This is a genomic window from Phyllobacterium sp. T2-21, from assembly GCF_055378485.1.
In genome coordinates, this window is record NZ_AP027912.1 from 1,768,184 (window position 1) to 1,788,016 (window position 19,833).

At 62.1% G+C, this 19,833-nt stretch carries 13 protein-coding genes; 9 read left to right on the forward strand and 4 right to left on the reverse strand.

Annotated features, from left to right (window positions below):
* Positions 1-91 precede the first annotated feature (91 nt).
* From ccmI to ACZ5FP_RS08860, 4 genes are read left to right on the forward strand one after another with little or no spacing between them, the layout of a single operon-like run.
* Positions 92-1,270: a c-type cytochrome biogenesis protein CcmI gene (gene ccmI / locus ACZ5FP_RS08845; RefSeq protein ID WP_464663221.1), complete on the forward strand. Its 1,179-nt coding sequence runs from the start codon at positions 92-94 to the stop codon at positions 1,268-1,270.
* Positions 1,270-1,716, forward strand: a complete 447-nt coding sequence (ccmE, locus tag ACZ5FP_RS08850; RefSeq protein ID WP_346307418.1) for a cytochrome c maturation protein CcmE — start codon at positions 1,270-1,272, stop codon at positions 1,714-1,716. Before ccmI ends, ccmE begins: the two co-directional genes overlap by 1 nt.
* Positions 1,713-3,707 carry a heme lyase CcmF/NrfE family subunit gene (locus tag ACZ5FP_RS08855; protein WP_464663075.1) on the forward strand — a complete coding sequence of 665 codons (1,995 nt, stop codon included), beginning with the start codon at positions 1,713-1,715 and terminating at the stop codon, positions 3,705-3,707. Before ccmE ends, ACZ5FP_RS08855 begins: the two co-directional genes overlap by 4 nt.
* Positions 3,704-4,183, forward strand: coding sequence for a cytochrome c-type biogenesis protein (locus ACZ5FP_RS08860; RefSeq protein ID WP_223611371.1), 480 nt, complete (start codon positions 3,704-3,706; stop codon positions 4,181-4,183). The genes ACZ5FP_RS08855 and ACZ5FP_RS08860 overlap by 4 nt, the downstream gene beginning before the upstream one ends.
* Before the next feature lie 10 nt (positions 4,184-4,193).
* Here the strand turns inward: ACZ5FP_RS08860 and ACZ5FP_RS08865 are convergent, their stop codons facing one another.
* Complete coding sequence (locus ACZ5FP_RS08865; protein ID WP_464663076.1) at positions 4,194-5,090, reverse strand: MBL fold metallo-hydrolase; 897 nt, start codon at positions 5,088-5,090, stop codon at positions 4,194-4,196.
* Positions 5,091-5,245: 155 nt separating this feature from the next.
* Here ACZ5FP_RS08865 and ACZ5FP_RS08870 point away from each other — a divergent pair, with 155 nt between their 5' ends.
* From ACZ5FP_RS08870 to ACZ5FP_RS08885, 4 genes are all read left to right on the forward strand, one after another.
* Positions 5,246-6,781: a Do family serine endopeptidase gene (locus ACZ5FP_RS08870; protein WP_346307422.1), complete on the forward strand. Its 1,536-nt coding sequence runs from the start codon at positions 5,246-5,248 to the stop codon at positions 6,779-6,781.
* 157 nt (positions 6,782-6,938) lie between these two features.
* Positions 6,939-7,625: a response regulator transcription factor gene (locus ACZ5FP_RS08875; RefSeq protein ID WP_223611368.1), complete on the forward strand. Its 687-nt coding sequence runs from the start codon at positions 6,939-6,941 to the stop codon at positions 7,623-7,625.
* Entirely contained in the window at positions 7,622-9,025 is a 1,404-nt protein-coding gene (locus tag ACZ5FP_RS08880; protein WP_463011476.1) for a sensor histidine kinase, read from the forward strand. The genes ACZ5FP_RS08875 and ACZ5FP_RS08880 overlap by 4 nt, the downstream gene beginning before the upstream one ends.
* Positions 9,022-12,006, forward strand: a complete 2,985-nt coding sequence (locus ACZ5FP_RS08885) for a bifunctional [glutamine synthetase] adenylyltransferase/[glutamine synthetase]-adenylyl-L-tyrosine phosphorylase (RefSeq protein ID WP_464663077.1) — start codon at positions 9,022-9,024, stop codon at positions 12,004-12,006. Before ACZ5FP_RS08880 ends, ACZ5FP_RS08885 begins: the two co-directional genes overlap by 4 nt.
* 6 nt (positions 12,007-12,012) lie before the next feature.
* Here the strand turns inward: ACZ5FP_RS08885 and ACZ5FP_RS08890 are convergent, their stop codons facing one another.
* Together ACZ5FP_RS08890 and pepN are read right to left on the reverse strand one after the other, a co-directional pair.
* The gene (locus ACZ5FP_RS08890; RefSeq protein ID WP_464663078.1) at positions 12,013-14,358 is read right to left on the reverse strand and encodes a PAS domain-containing sensor histidine kinase; all 2,346 of its coding nucleotides are present in this window, start codon (positions 14,356-14,358) and stop codon (positions 12,013-12,015) included.
* 302 nt (positions 14,359-14,660) lie between these two features.
* Positions 14,661-17,306 (reverse strand): aminopeptidase N, encoded by a 2,646-nt coding sequence (gene pepN, locus ACZ5FP_RS08895; RefSeq protein WP_464663079.1) that lies wholly within the window; start codon positions 17,304-17,306, stop codon positions 14,661-14,663.
* Between the two features lie 292 nt (positions 17,307-17,598).
* On the opposite strand from pepN, the gene ACZ5FP_RS08900 reads away from it, so the two are divergent.
* Positions 17,599-18,513, forward strand: coding sequence for a DMT family transporter (locus ACZ5FP_RS08900; protein WP_464663223.1), 915 nt, complete (start codon positions 17,599-17,601; stop codon positions 18,511-18,513).
* A gap of 15 nt (positions 18,514-18,528) precedes the next feature.
* On the opposite strand, the gene ACZ5FP_RS08905 is transcribed toward ACZ5FP_RS08900, so the two are convergent.
* Positions 18,529-19,776, reverse strand: a complete 1,248-nt coding sequence (locus ACZ5FP_RS08905) for an MFS transporter (RefSeq protein WP_346305346.1) — start codon at positions 19,774-19,776, stop codon at positions 18,529-18,531.
* Between the last annotated feature and the right edge of the window lie 57 nt (positions 19,777-19,833).

Below are 19,833 nucleotides of genomic sequence, written 5' to 3' on the forward strand. Positions count from 1 at the left end.
ATAGCCCGATCATTTGCCCGCTTTGCGGCGAATTGCCCTAGCCGTGAAATCCATTTGGATTTTACGGCGCTTGCAGACTATGTCTCAACGCATGGTTTTCTGGATTTCTGCCGCACTGTTGACCGTTATCGCAACGCTCGTGGTGCTATTGCCGCTGACACGCCGCGTCAAAACAAGCGTGTCGGACAACACATATGATGTCGAGGTTTACCGTGACCAGTTGCGGGAGCTGGAGGCTGACGAGAAGCGCGGCATCATCGATGCGGCCAGCAGCGAACAGGCGCGCGCTGAAATCAGCCGGCGTCTGCTGAAGTCGGCGGCAGCCGCCGAAGCCGACAAAACGGTCTATCGCCCGCAGAAGAGCGCCACCCGCGAATGGCTGACGCTGGTGACCGTGCTGGCCATTCCGCTGCTTTCCTGGAGCATTTATGCCAAGACCGGCTCGCCGGATCTGCCGGCGCAGCCGCTGGCCGAGCGCCTGTCCCGTCCGGCGGATCAGGCGACCCCCGCCGAACTGATTGCCCGTGCCGAAGCGCATCTCACCCTTAATCCCGATGACGGGCAGGGATGGGAAGTGCTGGCGCCGATCTACCTGCGCACGGGACGCCCCGCCGATGCGGTGACCGCATACCGCAATGCCATCCGCCTGAACGGGGACAGCGGTCCGCGCCAAATGGGTCTGGGCGAAGCGTTGAGCGCAGTGGCTGGCGGCACGATGACGCCCGAGGCAGAAGCCAGTTTCAACCGGGCGCTCACGCTCAATCCCGGCGACATGCGCCCGCAGTTCTTCATCATCAATGGCTGGATGCAGCAGGGCAAGCTGGTTGAATCGCGCGACCTGATCCGCAAGCTGCTGGTCGATGCGCCCAGCGACGTGCCGTGGCGCGACGAGGCGCAGGCGGCTTTGACACGGCTCGACAAGGAGATCGCCGGCGATGCGCCGGATGTCAGCGACATCGACAGGGCGACAGGTCCCGATGCGTCGCAGGTCGAGGCGGCGGCTGCCATGAATGTACAGGATCGCGCCGCCATGATCGAGGGCATGGTCTCCAACCTTGCCGAAAAACTCAAGCAATCGCCCGACGATGTCGAGGGTTGGGAAAAGCTGGTCCGGTCCTATGTGGTTCTCAACCGCCCCAACGATGCGCTGGAAGCGCTGGCGAATGCTCGCAAAGTGTTGAGCGCCGACAAGGTTGCGCGTCTCGACGCAGTCGCCGATGATCTGGGCCTGGTGGAACAGCCCGGCGACACGCCGCGGGAGAAGAAATAATGACACGCAAGCAGAAACGGCTTTCGGTGATCGGCGGCGCCCTGGTGGTGCTGGCCTGCGCGGCCGGCCTGGTGCTGTTTGCGCTGCAGCAGCGGATCGCGTTTTTCCGCATGCCGTCGGATATCGCCGCTGCGGACCTGCAGTCGGAATCGCGGTTCCGGCTGGGCGGCCTGGTTGAAAAGGGCAGCGTGGTGCGCGGCACGGGCACACGGATCACCTTTGCCGTCACCGATCACATCAAGAGCGTTCCCGTGACCTATGACGGTATCCTTCCCGATCTCTTCCGTGAGGATCAGGGCGTGGTGATCGAGGGCACGTTTGCGCCGGGCGGCGCGTTTCAGGCGGACAGTGTGCTTGCCAAGCATGATGAAAACTATATGCCCAAGGAAGTTGCCGACAGTCTGAAGGCCAAGGGCGTCTGGCAGGGGGAGAACAAGCAGCCATGACCGTTGAACTCGGACATTTCGCACTGGTTCTGGCGCTCGCCCTGTCCATCGTGCAGGCTGTGGTGCCCGTGTGGGGTGCGCGGCGCAACGACGACCGCATGATGGCGGTTGCCGTTCCGGCCGCCTTCACGGTCTTTGCCCTGATCGCACTTGCCTTTGTCGCACTGACATCCGCCTACATCGTGTCGGATTTCTCCCTGCAGAACGTCTGGGAGAACTCGCACTCGCAAAAGCCGATGCTGTACAAGATCACCGGCGTCTGGGGCAATCATGAAGGCTCCATGCTGCTGTGGGTGCTTATCCTGACGTTCTTCAGCGCACTGGTTGCCTTTTTCGGCAACAATCTGCCGCCTTCGCTCAAAGCCAATGTGCTGGGCGTGCAGGCCTGGATCGGCTCGGCTTTCCTGCTGTTCATCGTTGCCACATCCAATCCGTTCACACGCACCAGTCCTGCACCGATCGAAGGGCAGGACCTCAATCCGATCCTGCAGGACATTGGTCTCGCCATCCATCCGCCGCTGCTTTACCTCGGCTATGTCGGCTTTTCCGTCTGCTTCTCCTTTGCCGTGGCGGCGCTCATCGACGGGCGTATCGACGCCGCCTGGGCGCGCTGGGTGCGGCCATGGACGCTGACGGCCTGGATGTTCCTGACCGGCGGCATCGCCATGGGTTCCTACTGGGCCTATTACGAGCTTGGCTGGGGCGGCTGGTGGTTCTGGGACCCGGTTGAAAACGCCTCGTTCATGCCGTGGCTTGCTGGAACGGCGCTGCTGCACTCGGCCCTGGTGATGGAAAAACGCTCGGCCCTGAAAATCTGGACGGTGCTGCTGGCGATCCTCACCTTCTCCCTGTCGCTGCTCGGCACCTTCCTCGTCCGCTCGGGCGTCCTGACCTCGGTGCATACCTTTGCCACCGATCCGGGCCGCGGCCTGTTCATTCTTGCCATCCTCGTGCTTTTCATCGGCGGATCGCTGGCGCTGTTCGCGCGCCGCGCACAGACGCTGGCGCCGGGCGGCCTGTTCCAGCCGATCTCGCGGGAAGGGGCGCTGGTGTTCAACAACCTCTTCCTGACGACGGCGGCCGCAACGGTGCTGATCGGCACGCTCTATCCGCTGCTCCTGGAAACATTGACCGGCGAAAAGATTTCCGTCGGGCCGCCGTTCTTCAACATGACCTTTGGTCCGCTGATGATCCCGCTGCTGGCCGCCGTGCCGTTCGGACCGCTGCTGGCATGGAAGCGCGGTGATATCCTTGGCGTCGCCCAGCGGCTGATGATGGCGTTCTTCCTCGCCCTGCTGGTGGTGGCCGTGGTTCTCTACAAGACCTCGGGCACGGCGGTCTTCTCGGCGTTCGGCATCGGCCTGGCATTCTGGCTGATGCTGGGCGCACTCACCGATCTTTCCCTGAAAGCCGGTTTTGGCAAGGCGCCCGTCAGCATCATGCTGCGGCGGCTGGCCGGCCTGCCGAAATCGGTGTTCGGCACCGCCTTCGCCCATTTCGGCCTTGGCGTCACCCTTTTGGGCATCGTTGTCGTCTCGACCTTTGCCACGGAAGACGTGACGGTGATGAAGCCGGGCCAGACCGTCCGGGTCGCCGATTACACCCTGCGTTTTGACCGCATCGATCCGGTCAAGGATTCGAATTTCACCGAGGATCAGGGCAAGTTCACCATCCTCGACAGCGCGGCGCGGGAGGTGGACACGATGATGTCGTCCAAGCGCTTCTACCCCGTGCGCAAGATGCAGACCACCGAGGCCGGCATCAAGACATTCCTCTTCAGCCAGCTCTATGTCTCGCTGGGCGACGCCACGCCGGATGGCGGCATGGTCGTACGCGTCTGGTGGAAACCCTATGTCACGCTGATCTGGCTCGGCGCGCTGGTGATGATGGCCGGCGGTGCCATGTCCCTGGCTGACCGTCGCCTGCGGGTCGGCGCACCCGGGAAGGCAAAAGCTGCCAAGCCGCAGCGGGCGAGGGGAGCCGTGGCATGAGGCGTGCGCTTGCCGCGGTTTTGCTGTTGCTGACGGCCCTGAGCTTCGCGGCGACCGGCGCACGCGCCGTCTCGCCCGACGAGATGCTGGCCAACCCGGCGCTGGAGACACGGGCGCGCACCCTCTCCACCGAGCTGCGCTGCATGGTGTGCCAGAACCAGTCGATCGATGATTCCAACGCTGATCTGGCCAGGGATTTGCGCGTGCTGGTGCGTGAACGGCTGACGGCAGGCGATACGGACGAGCAGGTGCTTGATTTCATCGTCGCCCGCTACGGCGAATTCGTCCTGTTGAAGCCGCGCCTGATGCTGAGCACGATCCTGCTGTGGGGCTTTCCCGTTGCGGCGCTGGTTGCCGGTGCAATCGCCATCGTGGTTTCGATTCGCCGCCGCCGCCGTTCCCCTCTGGAAACGGCGCCGCTGTCCGACAGCGAAAAGAAGCAGCTCAAGAAACTCCTGGCTGCTTCCAACGATTGATCCGCAACCGCTATGTGCGATGCGCGCCGATGACCGATTCCACATTCTGCCTGTGGACCGGCTCGTAGGGTGCATAATAGGTCAGTACGCCCGAACGGAAATCGTCCGCCGTAAACGCCTGCAGGTCATCGCCAGCCAGCTCCGGCTCGTTGCGCAGGCGCATCAGCTTGCTGACATAGCGCCCCGTGGCGGCAATCAGCTCCGGCCCGTAGCCACCGGCCACGATGACATTCTCCGCGCCGTGATTGGGCAGGATTTTTTCGATATCCCAGGTTGAAATCCGTTCCAGGTCGAGCAGGTGGTTTTCCAGCCGGTTCGGTTCCGCCACATAGGTGATCGGCTCTTCCAGCGCGTCGCCGGCAAACAGCAGCTTCAGATGCGGCAGGATCATCACCGTGCCGTCATGGCTGTGAATATCCACGTGACGCAGCTGCACCGCGATATCGCCGATCTTCAGATCGCGCTCGCCCGTGAAGATGCTGTTGGGCATGACCAGCGGCCGGATGGGCGGCGTGCCGTTCTCCAGCCGTTCCCTGTTGTCGGTGAGCGCCTTGGCCGTCAGGTCATTGGCGATGATCTCGCAATCGGCAAACACCGCATTGCCCGCCACATGATCCACATGCCAGTGGCTGAGCACCACGCGGATGTGCCGCACGCCTGCCTCCTGCAGCGTGTTGCGGATCAGCGCCGCATGCTGGTTTGAAATGCTGGTGTCATAAACCAGGGCTTCCTCGCCGGAAACGATGGCGTAGGAACACAGGCCAAGCGTATAGGCTCCGTCATCCAGCCAGTTCGGATCGGCGGAATAGGCGCGCGCGCCGTCTATCCTGCCATCGTAAAATGCATAAACGCCCGGATAGGGCTGGTGCGTGCGCATTGTGGATCCGAGCGGCGGCATTGATGGCATATGGGCTATCCTCCAGTGGCTGACGAATCGCAGCGCCAGAAAATTATCTTACAAATTTGTCATGTTGCGGAAATGGCGGCGTAACGTTCTTATCTGTATCACTGTTGGTTATTAAACGGTCGGATTTCCGATCGGGCGTCCAAGGAGAAAGTTTTATGTCTAACAATCGTACGTCCTCCACATACCGCAAGGGCATTGCTGCCGCGCTGCTCGCCTCGGCGCTCGCCGGGGGACTGTTGGCCACAGGCCCGCTTGCTGCCGTTGTGCCTGCGCAGGCTGAAGCCGTGCGTGTAGACGGCGCGCAGCAGCCCGGCTTTGCCGATGTCGTTGAAAAGGTGAGCCCCGCTGTTGTCAGCGTCCGGGTGAAGAGCTCCGTCCAGCAGACCGCCGATGACGGTTCGGGCATTCCCGGCTTCGACCAGCTTCCCGACAATCATCCGCTCAAGCGCTTCTTCTATGAATTCGGCGGCCCGAACGGCCAGCGCGGCATGCAGCCGCGCAAAGGTCAGCGCGATCACCAGAACCGTCCGGACCGCATGCGTCCCACCGCGCAGGGCTCCGGCTTCTTCATTTCGGAGGATGGCTATCTCGTCACCAATGACCATGTGGTCGAAGACGGCAGCACCTACACCGTTGTGCTCAATGACGGCACCGAACTCGATGCCAAGCTGATCGGCAAGGACAAGCGTACCGATCTCGCCGTTCTGAAGGTCGACGACAAGCGCAAGTTCACCTACGTGTCCTTCGGCGATGACAACAAGATGCGTGTCGGCCAGTGGGTCGTTGCGGTCGGCAATCCCTTCGGTCTCGGCGGCACGGTGACGGCCGGTATCATTTCGGCGCGCGGCCGCGATATCGGCGCCGGTCCTTATGATGACTTCCTGCAGATCGATGCGGCCGTCAACAAGGGCAATTCCGGCGGTCCGGCTTTCAACCTGAACGGTGAAGTCGTCGGCATCAACACCGCGATCTACTCGCCGTCCGGCGGCAGCGTCGGCATCGCCTTCGCCATCCCGTCGACGACGGCCAAGATGGTCGTCGACCAGCTGATCAAGACCGGCACCGTCTCCCGTGGCTGGATCGGTGTGCAGATTCAGCCGGTCAGCAAGGAAATCGCCGAATCGCTTGGCCTTTCCGAAGAGAAGGGTGCGCTGGTTGCCGAACCGCAGTCCGATGGGCCCGCTGCCAAGGCCGGTATCCAGTCGGGCGACGTGATCACCGCCGTCAATGGCGAGACGGTCTCCGATCCGCGCGATCTGGCCAAGAAGATTGCCGCGATCAATCCGGGCAAGGATGCCGAACTGACCGTCTGGCGCAAGGGCGAGGCCAAGTCGCTCAACGTGTCGATCAAGTCGATGCCCGGCGATGACAAGCAGGCATCGAACAAGGACAGCGGCGGCAAGCATCAGGATCCGGCTTCGGTGCTGGATGATTACGGCCTGACGGTTGTTCCTTCCGACGATGGCAAGGGTGTCGTGGTGACCGATGTGGATCGCTCCGGCGATGCCGCCGACAAGGGCATCACGACCGGCGACATCATCGTCTCGGTCAACAACAAGCCGGTCAAGAGCGGCTCCGACATCGATGCGGCGATTGCCGAAGCGACGAAGAGCGGACGCAAGGCCGTTCTCCTGCAGGTGCAGACCAACGACCAGTCGCGGTTCGTGGCCCTGCCCATCAACCAGGGCTAAGCGGTCCGGATAGGATTGCAGCGGCGCTGCACCTGTCCCCCGTTAGCGCCAAAGCAAAGGGCAGCAGATTGTCGACAGATCTGCTGCCCGCTTGCCGCAAAGGGTGCCATTGCGATGGTGCTTACCTCTGTCTCAAAACCGGCTTAGAATGAACGTCATGAAGATTCTCGTTATTGAAGATGACCGTGAAGCGGCCCGTTATCTGGAAAAGGCCTTTGCCGAGGCCGGGCACTCCGCCGATCTGGCAGGCGATGGCGAGACCGGCTATACCCTGGCGGAGCAGGGCAGCTATGATGCGCTGATCGTTGACCGCATGCTGCCGCGCCGTGACGGCCTGTCCGTCGTCGCGGCCCTGCGCGCCCAGGGCATCGATACGCCGGCGCTCATTCTTTCCGCGCTGGGGCAGGTGGATGACCGGGTAACCGGCCTGCGCGCCGGCGGCGATGATTATCTCACCAAACCCTATGCATTCTCGGAATTGCTGGCGCGCATCGAAGTGCTGCAGCGCCGTTCCAGCCCGAAAGAGGCGGAAACCATGTACCGGGTCGGCGATCTGGAACTCGACCGCCTGTCCCACACGGCCAAGCGCGCCGGGCAGGCCATTGTCCTGCAGCCGCGTGAATTCCGCCTGCTGGAATATCTGATGCGTCACTCCGGTCAAGTGGTGACCCGCACCATGCTGCTCGAGCATGTCTGGGATTATCATTTCGACCCGCAGACCAATGTGATCGACGTGCACGTCTCGCGCCTGCGCGGCAAGATCGAGAAGGGTTTCGACACGCCCCTGCTGCACACGGTGCGCGGCGCCGGCTACATGCTCAAGGCTGGCGGAATCGATGCATGAGCCGCTTTCTTGCCATGATGAAAATGACAGCCGTCCGGCTGTCAGCGCTGTATCTTCTGCTTTTTACCGTCTGCGCCATCGTGCTGGTCTTCTACATGACCAGTCTTTCCGTCAATCTTCTCACATCCCAGACTGAAGCCGCCGTCAACGAGGAGGTCGAAAGCGTCGGCCAGTCCTATCAGCGCGCCGGCATTGCCGGTCTTGTGCGCTCGGTTGACCGGCGCAGCCGTCAGCCCGGCGCCTATCTCTATCTCGTCGCCGATCCCGCCGGACGCATCGTCGCCGGCAATGTGCAGAGCATCGAGGCGGGTGTTCTGCAGACAGACGGCTGGATCGAGCGGCCGATTGCCTATGAACGCTACGGCGAAACCAGCAGCGATCCGCAGGTGCATACCGCCATCGCGCGGGTGATCGTCATGCCCAATGGCATCCGCGTCATGGTCGGCCGCGATCTGGGCGAGCCGGAAAAGATCAGGCTCGTGGTCCGGCGCTCGCTCGGCGCGGCGCTGGGCATCATGGGCATCGGTGCGTTTCTGATCTGGTTTTTCGTCGGGCGGCGCGCATTGCACCGGATCGATGAGGTTTCCGCCGCGTCGCAGCGCATCATGGGCGGTGATCTCGCCGGACGCCTGCCGGTCAGCGGGTCGGGGGATGAGTTCGACCGTCTGGCTGCCAATCTCAACGGCATGCTGGCGCGTATCCAGGAGTTGAACGAGGGGGTGCGCCACGTCTCCGACAATATCGCGCATGACCTCAAGACGCCGCTGACCCGCATGCACAACCGGGCGGAATCCGCCCTTGCCAATGCCACGACCACCAAGGCCTATCGGGCGGCGCTGGACGGGATGATTGCCGATTCCGACCAGCTGATCCGTACCTTCAATGCCATTTTGATGATTTCGCGGCTGGAATCCGGTTATTCCTCCGAGACGATGGAGCTGTTGCCGCTGTCGACGGTCGTGCAGGACGTCTATGAGCTGTACGAGCCCACGGCCGAAGAGGCGGGCATCCGTTTCGTTCTGGGCGCGGAGGATGCAACGCCGGTCCGCATCAACCGCGAACTGGTCGGGCAGACCATCTCCAATCTGGTCGACAACGCCATAAAATATGCCGGCGGCGGTGAAAAGCCGGTGGAAATATCCCTCGCTGTGGAAAAGCAGGATCACACGATCCGGGTGATTGTCACCGACAATGGCCCGGGCATCCCGCCCGATCAGGTGGATCGGGCCACGGAGCGTTTCGTGCGCCTGGAGGAAAGCCGTTCGCAACCGGGGTCAGGACTGGGTCTCAGTCTTGCCAAGGCGGTGATGAAATTGCACGGTGGCACTCTGGAATTGCAGGACAATGCTCCGGGGCTGCGCGCTGTGCTCGCTTTCCCGGTGGGGGAGGAGACCAAATGAATGTCAGGACCAGGGCATCCGGCCTTGATGATGCAGCGTTTTTCGCCCGCGATCTGCGCCCGCTGACACCGCTGGACAAGAAGGCGGCCGCCGCCTTTCTGGCCGAGCTTGCCGACAGCGCCGCCGGGAAGGAATGCCCTGCCACCGCTGGCGTGAAGGGCCATGGACAAGCGGCGGCCTTCCTCGCGGCTGTCCTCGACCTCTCGCCCTATCTGCGCACGGTCTTCATCCGCCGCCCTGCCATCCTGGAACCGCTGTTCGCCATGCCGCTGGCTCAGCGTCTGGACGCGCTCATGCAGAGCGTGGCGGCAAGCTCGGAAGCCGAAAACATTACCGAAACCGGCATTATGGCTGTCCTGCGCCAGCTGAAGCTGGAGGGGCATGTGCTGATCGCGCTGGGCGATCTTTCCGGCGTGTTCGATACGGCAGAAACAACCCGCTGGCTGTCGCGGCTGGCGGAAGAAAGCGTGCGGGCGGCGGTGCGGTTCCTGCTGCGCGATGCGCACGAGTCCGGCAAACTCAAGCTTCCGGACCCGCAACACCCGGAAAAGCAGTGCGGCTGGATCATCCTCGCCATGGGCAAGTTCGGCGCGTTCGAACTGAACTATTCCTCCGATATCGACCTGATCGTCTTCATTGACGAGCACAGCCCGGCCATTCCCGATCCCTATGAATGCGTCGAAACGTTTTCGCGGCTGACGCGGCGTCTGGTGCGCATCCTGCAGGACCGCACCGCTGACGGCTATGTCTTCCGCACCGATCTGCGCCTGCGCCCGGATCCCGGATCAACCCCGCTGGCAATTCCCGTCGGCGCAGCGCTCAACTATTACGAGGGGCGCGGCCAGAACTGGGAACGTGCCGCCATGATCAAGGCGCGGCCGGTCGCCGGTGATATCGCGGCGGGCAAGCAGGTGCTGGCGGAGCTTGCGCCCTATGTCTGGCGCAAATATCTCGACTATGCGGCCATTGCCGACGTGCATTCGATCAAGCGGCAAATCCATGCCCATAAGGGCCACGGCGAAATTGCCGTACGCGGGCACAACGTCAAGCTTGGCCGGGGTGGCATTCGCGAAATCGAGTTCTTCGTGCAGACCCAGCAACTGATTGCCGGCGGCCGCTTTCCGCAGCTGCGCGGCTCGCGCACGGTGGACATGCTGGCGGCGCTCAACGGCCTTGGCTGGATCAGTGCGGAGGCACGCGACACGCTGGTGGAGAAATACGGTTTTCTGCGCGATGTGGAGCACCGCATCCAGATGATCGCCGACGAGCAGACCCACATGCTGCCGGAAGACGACGAGAATTTCCTGCGGGTGGCCCACATGATGGGCTATCGCGACGGTGACGCCTTTGCCGCTGATTTCCGCCAGTCGCTGAAAACCGTCGAAACGCACTATGCGGCGCTGTTCGAACAGGCGCAGGAGCTGGCGGGCGAGGCCGGCAATCTGGTGTTCACCGGCGACGTCGACGATCCCGATACGCTGGAAACCCTGGCGAAATTCGGCTTCGAACGCCCGAGCGATATCTGCCGCGTCATCCGCACCTGGCATTTCGGCCGCTACCGCGCCACCCAATCGGCGGAATCGCGCGAGCGCCTGACCGAACTCACGCCCGTGCTGCTCAAGGCCTTCGGCGCGACAAGCCGGGCCGACGAAGCGCTGATGCGTTTCGACGAGATGATCAAGGGCCTGCCCGCCGGCATCCAGCTGTTCAGCCTTTTGCAGTCCAACCCGCGGCTGCTTGATCTGCTTGTCCTCATCATGGGCGCCGCGCCGCGCCTTGCCGACATCATCACCCGCAAGCCGCATGTCTTCGACGGCATGCTCGATCCCGCCATCTTTGCCGATATCCCGACCCGCGCCTATCTGGCCGAGCGGCTGGAAAACTTTCTCGGGCCCGCCCAGGTCTATGAGGATATTCTCGACCGCCTGCGGATTTTTGCAGCCGAGCATCGCTTTCTCATCGGCATCCGGCTTCTGACCGGCGCCATCGACGGCATCCGGGCGGGCAAAGCCTTTTCCGATCTCGCCGATCTGGTCATCGACCGGGCCTTGCAGGCGGTGATCGACGAATTCGCCAGCAAGCACGGCACCGTGTCTGGCGGGCGCATCGCCATTCTCGGCATGGGCAAGCTCGGCAGCCGCGAGCTGACCGCAGGCTCGGATATCGATCTCATCCTGCTCTATGACCATGATGCGGATGCCGAGGAATCCGATGGCGAAAAGCAGCTGGCGCCATCGCAATACTATATGCGGCTGACCCAGCGCCTGATCGCGGCGCTTTCCGCCCCGACGGCGGAGGGCGTTCTCTACGAGGTGGATTTCCGACTGCGCCCCTCCGGCAACAAGGGGCCGGTGGCGACGCATATCGATTCCTTCCGTAAGTATCAACGCACGGAAGCCTGGACCTGGGAACACATGGCGTTGACCCGGGCACGGCCCGTGGCAGGCGATACAGCGCTGTTCGGCGAGATCGAGACAGACATCAGCGAGATTCTCAGCCTGCCGCGCGACCCGGCAAAGATTGCCAAGGACGTGGCCGAAATGCGGGTACTGCTGGAAACGGAGAAGCCGCCGCGCGATGCCTGGGACATGAAGCTGGTTCCCGGCGGCATCATCGATCTGGAATTCATCGCCCAGTTTGCCGTGCTCACCGGCAATGTCGAGGGTCCGATCATCGCTCATTCGACGGCGGAAGTCCTGACAAAGCTCAAGGCCGGTTTTGCCGCGCCTGTCGTGACGGATCAACTGGTGGAGGCGGCCAATCTTTATACGGAGCTGACCCAGATCATCCGGCTGTGCCTGAACAGTGACACCCGGCGCGAGGATTTTCCGCCCGGCCTCGGCGATCTCCTGTGCCGCGCCTGCGATCTTCCCGATCTCGGGCGGGTGGAAACCCATCTGGAAGACACGGCCAAATCGGTCCGCAAGACATTCAATGCAGTGCTGCGTGACGCCCGGGCGAGTAAATCCAACGGAAAATAGAGCGTTCTAAACCCGCCATTCCTCCCGCACCGGGCCGATGGTCCGGGTGGGGATGCGCACGGAGACGATGGTACCGACGCCCTCGGTCGAGCGGATCTTCAGCGCGCCGCCATGCAGCTCGGTCAGCGAGCGGGAAATGGCAAGCCCGAGGCCCGAACCCGTATGCGTCTTGGTGAACTGGTTTTCCACCTGTTCGAACGGCTGGCCGATCTTTTTCAGCGCCGATTTCGGAATGCCGCAGCCCGTATCCTCGATGGTAAACACCAGCGCGCCCGACACCTTGCGCGCCCGCACCGAGATGCGTCCGCCCGTATCGGTGAATTTCACCGCGTTCGACAGAAGGTTGATCAGGATCTGCTTGATCGCCCGCCGGTCGGCATTGAGCGTGACGCTGTCGGCGATTTTTGTTTCCACCTTCACGTCCTTGTTCAGCGCCTGCAGCGAGACGACGCGCACCGTCTCGTTGATCAGCGGGCAAAGGTCGATCTCTTCACGGTCGAGCGAGAAGTGACCGGCCTCGATCTTCGACATGTCGAGAATGTCATTGATCACGTTGAGCAGGTAATTGCCGCTGGTGTGGATATCCTGCACATATTCCTCGTAGCGGTCTGAGCCGAGCGGGCCAAACGTGCCGGAATGCATGATTTCGGAAAAGCCGATGATGGCGTTGAGCGGCGTGCGCAGTTCGTGCGACATGTTGGCGAGGAATTCGGATTTCGCCCGGTTGGCGGCCTCGGCGCGTTCCTTCTCCACCGCATATTTGCTGTTGAGTTCGGTGAGTTCGAGCGTGCGCTCCACTTCGGATTTGCGCGCAAGGCTGAGGTCGTGAATGGTCGCCATCAGGCGGCGCTCGCTGTCGACCAGCCGCTCTTCGTGCACCTTCAATTGGGTAATGTCCGTGCCCACCGACACCAGCCCGCCATCCTGCGTGCGCCGTTCATTGACCTGCAGCCAGCGGCCGTCGGCCAGCTGCCGTTCGAAGGTCAGCGCGCCGGCACGGCCATGTTCATTGGCCATACGCTTTTCGAACGCAACGGCGCGGATGCGCGGCTCCAGTTCATCCCTGCCGATGCCGGGAAGCAGGCATTCATTGGCGAGGCCGGAATATTCGTTGAACTTGCTGTTGGACATGACGAGGCGATTGTCCGCATCCCAGAGAACGAAGGTTTCGGAAATGCTCTCGATGGCTTCGCGGATGCGCTGGTCGGCCTGTGCGGTCTGCTGGGCAAAGCGGTGCTGTTCGCTGACGTCGACGGCAACGCCGACGAGATGCGTATCGCCGACGGTGGCATCGGCAACCTGCGCGCGTACCCGCATCCAGACCCAGTGGCCCTCGGCGTGACGCATGCGGAACACCCGGTCGATCTGGCTGATCTCGCCCGCTGCCACCTGGGCGGCCAGACCGTACAGCTTGTCGTCGTCTTCGTGGATGATGGATGAAATATCCCCCAGCGACAGGATCGCGTCATAGGCTTCATAGCCGAGCATTTCATACATGGACCGCGACCAGTAGACCCGGCCGCGCGCCATGTCCCAATCCCACAGGCCGCAGCGTCCGCGCGCCAGCGCCGTATCCACCCGCGCCTGGGTGTGCTGGTAGAGCGCATCGGCATCCTGCGCCCGGGCCGACTGGCTGAAATAGGCATAGAGGACCACCAGCATGATCGCGGCGGTTCCGGCGAACAGGGTGACATTGACGGATATCATCCGCCGCCATTCGGCAAAGATCGCATCGACCGGGTGCATGACGAAGACGGAATAACCGCCGCTGCCGGTCCGGCTGAATGCGGCAAGGCCCGTCGTGCCGTTCATGCGCACTTCCATCACCCCGGCACGCTCGCCGAACAGGAACAGCGGCTGGCCGTCGGTGACAAAACTTTCCAGATTCTTGTCGCGCCAGCGGTCGCCGCCATCCGACGAGGCGACGATCTTCGATTCCCCCGAGGCAATGGCGATCCACATGCCGTGCGGGATGAGGTCGTTGGAACGCATCTCGGCGATGATGTTCTGCAGCTCGCCGCTGTCGAGTTTCTGGCCGGCCTTCATCCGGTTGTCGATGATGCTCGCCATGTGGTTCGCGGCCAGCGCCAGCGTGGCCCGGGCCGTCCGTTCCGTATCGTCGCGCCAGGACAGGAGCGACATCGCGCGGGCCGTTGCGAGGATGATGAGGAAAATAATGATCAGCGGCGGAATGGCACGGCGCAGGTAAGGCTCGGCAGCCAGCAGCTTGCCGTAGGCAGGGTCAGCGAGAAGTTTGATATGACCGGAAAGACGGGTGCGCCCCCGCGCAGTCTCCCGCTTTCCGGCATAATCCTTCCCCGTCGGCGCGCGATACGCGTCCGCATTTGCCATCGAATGGCCCCCTCAATTGCCTGTATAATCAGTGATTTGCTTCGCCACGCCGCACATCCGAAGCACCTGTAGTGAATCAAAACTGATTCGGTGTGTCCAGTCCTTTTGTTAAATATTTAGCAATCATTGTGGCAGCCATGAATCAGTTTTGCAGCCGATTCGACTAAGCCTTTGAAAAGACTCCACGTCCGGAAAAAGTCGGCGAGGGGTAAAACTATGCCCCGGCCGGTGGATAACCGGCCGGGGCAGCAAAACGGGAAAGAGACAGCCGAATCTTCAGGCAAAACCGGTGCGAAGCGGGCTCAGGCAAGCGTCCTTTGAACGATGTCGCTGACGTCGGCGGAGAGGTCCTTGACCACGGCGATGGAAACCAGGGCCTCGCGCGCATGCTCGCGCCGCACCGCCTCGAACGAGCGCCAGGAACGCATGGCTGTCAGGAGCCGCGCCGCAAGCTGCGGGTTCTTCTTGTCGACGGTCAGGATGGTCTCGGCGAAGAACCTGTAACCCTCGCCATCGGCACGGTTGAACCCGGTCTGGTTGCCGCTGGAGAAGGCGCCGATCAGGCCGCGTGTCCGGTTGGGGTTGTCGAGCGAGAACAGCTTGTGAGTCATCAGATAGCGCACCCTGGCCAGGGCGCCTTCGCCCGGCTGGGTCGCCTGGACGATGAACCATTTGTCCATGACGAGGGCATCATTGCCGAAGCGATCCTCGAATGCCTTGAGCGCATTCTTCGTCTGGGAGCTGTCGCCGAACCGCTGGACGAGCACCGCCAGTGCCGCGACGCGGTCGGTCATGTTGTCCGCATGGCTGAACTGGGCCGCCGCGCGTTTCGGGCTGCCGTCGGCAGCGCTGAGATAATCGAGCAGCACATTGCGCAAGGCACGCCGTCCGGCGCTTGTCGCATCGGGCTTGAACGGGCCGCTGTGATCGAGATCGTCATACAGCTGATCGAATTTGGCGGCATGCGCTTCGGCGACGGCAAGAATGAACGCCTCGCGGCTGCCCAGAATGGCGTCGGGGTCGATATTGCTGCCGAGTTCCCGGGCGATATCGCTTTCCGACGGCAGGCCAAGGCACAGCGCCCGGAAGGCCTCGTCCAGATTGCTGTTGAAGGCGATTTCGCCGAGAAGCTTGATCGACGAGCTTTCAATGGTGGCGGACTTGCCGCCGCGCACGCGCTTGGCGTTGCTGGTCAGTTTCGCCGTCAGCAGCTGCGTCAGTGCCTGCCAGCGGTTGACGGCGTCGCCGTCGTGGCGGGCAAGGAACGTCAGGTCGGAGCGGGTGAGTTCACTGGTCATGGTGACCGGAGCGGAGAAACCGCGCAAGAGGGAGGGCACCGGCCGTTCGGTGATGCCGGAAAAGCTCAGCCGTTCCTTGCGCTTGAACAGGTGGATGACATCGCCCTTGACTGTTCCGCCCTTGACGGATTTCGGCCTCAGCTCGCGCCCTTTGGCGCCCAGCAGGGCAAACTGCACGGGAATGTGCATGGGCTTCTTCGACGATTGTCCGGGGGTGGCCTTCAGCGATTGTTCGATCTCGATTTCGAAGGTCTGCGTCGCCTGATCGTAATCATAGGTGATGGCGAGGTTGGGCGTGCCGGCCTGGTCGTACCAGAGGGCAAACTGGCTCAAATCCTCGCCGGAGGCCTCCTCGAACACCTTGATGAAGTCCTCGATTGTCGCCGCATCGCCGTCATGGCGCTCGAAATACAGATCCATCCCCTTGCGGAAGAGCTCGGCACCAAGAATGGTGCGGATCATGCGCACGACTTCCGAGCCCTTTTCATAGACGGTTGCCGTGTAGAAATTGTTGATCTCGCGGAACTGGCGCGGGCGCACGGGATGGGCGAGGGGGCCGGCATCTTCCGGGAACTGGTGGGCCTTGAGACCTTTGACCTCGGCGATGCGCTTGACGGCGCGCGAGCGCATGTCGGCGGAAAACTCGTGATCGCGGAAAACCGTCAGGCCTTCCTTCAGGCACAGCTGGAACCAGTCGCGGCAGGTGATGCGGTTGCCCGTCCAGTTGTGGAAATATTCGTGGGCGATGACCGCTTCGATGCCGGCATAATCGATATCGGTCGCGGTCTCGTGGTCGGCAAGCACATATTTGTCGTTGAAGACGTTGAGCCCCTTGTTCTCCATCGCGCCCATGTTGAAGTCGGAGACCGCAACGACGTTGAAGACGTCGAGATCATATTCGCGGCCGAAAACATCCTCGTCCCACTTCATCGAGCGCTTCAGCGCGTCCATGGCATAGAGCGCGCGCGGCTCCTTGCCGTGCTCGACATAGATGCCGAGATCAACATGACGGCCCGAGGCGGTGGTGAAACTGTCGGTGATGACACCGAGATCGCCCGCCACGAGTGCGAAGAGGTAGGCGGGCTTGGGATGGGGATCGTGCCAGACGGCAAAATGTCTTCCATCGGCCAGAGCACCCTTTTCGCCGGGATTGCCATTGGCCAGAAGCAGCGGCGCTTCCTTGGCATCGGCTTCAATGCGGACCGTATAGACCGACAGAAGGTCAGGGCGATCGTAGAAATAGGTGATGCGGCGAAAACCTTCCGCTTCGCACTGGGTGCAGTAGACGCCACTGGACCGGTAGAGGCCGGTCAACTGGCGGTTGGTGGTCGGATTGACTTCCGTGGTGATCTGCAGCTTGAACGTGCCGCTCTCGGGCAGGGCGCTGATTTCAAGGCGGTCCGGTGTTGCGACATAGGCATTGTCGCCCAGCGCCACACCGTCGATGCTGATGTCGATGAGTTTCAGTTCGTCGCCGTCAAGGACAAGCGGTGCATTGGCGGCAACGCCCGGCCGGCGTTCGATATGCAGTGTCGACTTGACGATGGTGCGCTCGGGATGGAGCGAGAATTCAAGATGGGTTTCAGGAATAAGAAAATCGGTTGGCTTGTAATCTTCAAGATGAAAGATCTGGCCGGTATCGGTACGCATTGGGAAACTGTCCTTTTTGTGGTGCCGGACCGTAGCCGTGTTTGCCCCGGCATACAACAAAGCAGCCGGTTTTTTCCGCGTATGCTGTTGCTTTTGTTCACTTCCGTATGTGCTTGAAACATGCAACGTGATCGCATTGGTATCTGGAAGGATTCGTCAAAGTAACCTATACAGATATATCAATTCCGTTTCTCTCCGTTCGCTCCCTCAAGGAATACCAGTCGTGACAACTATCGTTCACCAGAAAGACGGTGGACCGCCCCTCACGGATAAGGTGCGCAGCACCAATGTCATGCTCGGAATTGGCCTCAAGGTCGCTTCGGTCTGCGTCTTCGTCTGCATGTCGAGCCTGCTGAAAGCATCGGACGGCATCCCTGCGGGACAACTGGTGTTCTTCCGCTCCTTCTTCGCCATCTTTCCGGTTGTCGTGTTCATCGCGTGGCAGGGCCAGCTGAACGTCGCGTTCAAGACCAATGAACCCTTCAGCCACTTCTGGCGCGGTTTTGTCGGCGTCAGCGCCATGAGCGCTAGTTTCTACGGCCTTACCAAGCTGCCTTTGCCGGAAGCGATTGCCCTCAGCTATGCCACGCCCCTGCTGACCGTATTGTGCAGCGCGGTGTTCCTGCGCGAGACCGTGCGGCTTTACCGCTGGAGCGCCGTGTTTGTCGGGCTCATCGGCGTGCTGATCATTCTCTGGCCGCGCATGACGTTCTTCACCGGTCAAAGCGAATTCGGCGGCGAAGAGGCAATCGGCGCGCTGGCCACTCTTTGCGGGGCAGGGCTTGCGGCCATCGCCATGTTGCTAGTACGGCGTCTGGTCCAGACCGAGCGCACCCCGACCATCGTCGTTTACTTCTCGATTGCCTCGAGCGTCATCGCGCTGGTCAGCCTGCCTTTCGGCTGGGTCTGGCCCACGCCGATGCAGGCGACACTCCTGGTCATGGCCGGCATTGCCGGCGGCGTGGCGCAAATCCTTCTCACCGAGAGCTACCGGCACGCCGACATGTCGACCATCGCGCCGTTTGAATATACGTCGATGCTGCTCGGTCTGGTCATCGGCTACATGCTGTTCGGCGATATTCCGTCCAGCGAAATGATGACGGGTGCGGTCATCGTCATCAGCGCCGGCATCTTCATCATCTATCGCGAGCGCCAGCTCGGGCTTGCCCGGGCCCGGGCGCGCAAGGCCTCGACGCCGCAGGGCTGACTAAGGGGCCTGACCCTAGTCGTCCTTGGCCGCGCTGATGGCCGGATTGAGCTGCAGCGTTTCCGGTGTCTGCGGCCTGTCCGGCGCGCGGTAGACGAAGTCCGGCCGCTCCGACGGCACCTGCCGGGCCCGGCGCAGGCTGCGCCAGAAGGCGTAGGAACCGTAGGCCGCATAGCAGCCCGCCATGGTCATGAAGAAACCGGCGGGGCCGGTGACATCCATCAGCCGCCCGGCAATCTGCGGGCCGATCATGCTGCCGATGCCGTAGACGATCAGCAGCCCGCTCGAGACTTTGACGAATTCGCTCGGCTCGGCAAAATCATTGGCATGGGCGACGTTGAGCGAATAGATCGGAAACAGCACCGTGCCGAAGGCGAACATCAGGGAATAGATGACCCAGGGTGTAACAGGCTGCACGATGATCATCGTCACGGACAACAGGACGCCGACAATACCGGCCACCACCATCACATAGCGCCGGTCGACAAAGTCGGAGATGCGCCCGATGGGATACTGGAAGATGGCGCCGCCGATCATGGCGCTGGCAATCATCGTGGCGATGTCGAAGGTGGAAAGGCCGATTTCGCGGCCATAGATCGCCGAGAGGAAATTCCACGCGCCCGCTATGATACCGGCAATCAGCGAGCCGATCATAGCAGCGGGCGATTTGCGGTAGAGGCCGGGCAGGTCGAGCGAAACCTCGGTCAGCGGGCGCGGCGACTGGGCATTGGAAAGCCCGGTTGGCACGAGGGCTGCGGCATAGATCAGCGCACCGATCATGAACAGCGCCTGTGTCGCCGGATTGCCGAACGGCAGGATGTATTGCCCGACCAGCAGGCCGATCATCGACACGATCATGTAGATTGAAAACACCATGCCGCGTGTGGCGTTGGTCACGCGCTCGTTCAGCCAGCTTTCAATCACCATGTAGCTGCCGGCCAGCGAGAAACCGGCAAGCGCCCGGAACAGGGTCCAGGCCCACGGGTCGATGATGAGCCCGTGCAGCAGCATCGACATGCTGAGCAGGGTCAGGAGAACGGCAAAGACGCGGACATGGCCGACGCGGCGCACCAGACGCGGAACGACAATGCAGCCGCCGGTGAAGGCGAGGGCATAGCCCGTGCCAAGCCAGCCGACCGTGGTCGGCGACCAGCCTTCTATTCCGGCGCGCAAGGGCAGCAGAATGCCAGCCAAACCGCCGGCGGTCAGCATCAGGAAGGTGCTGGTCAACAGTGCCGCAATCGGCAAGAGCTGGCGAAACATATGGGGACCCTGCGTTTCTGCACCGGAAAGTACAGGTTTCACCGGGCTTCGGAGCCG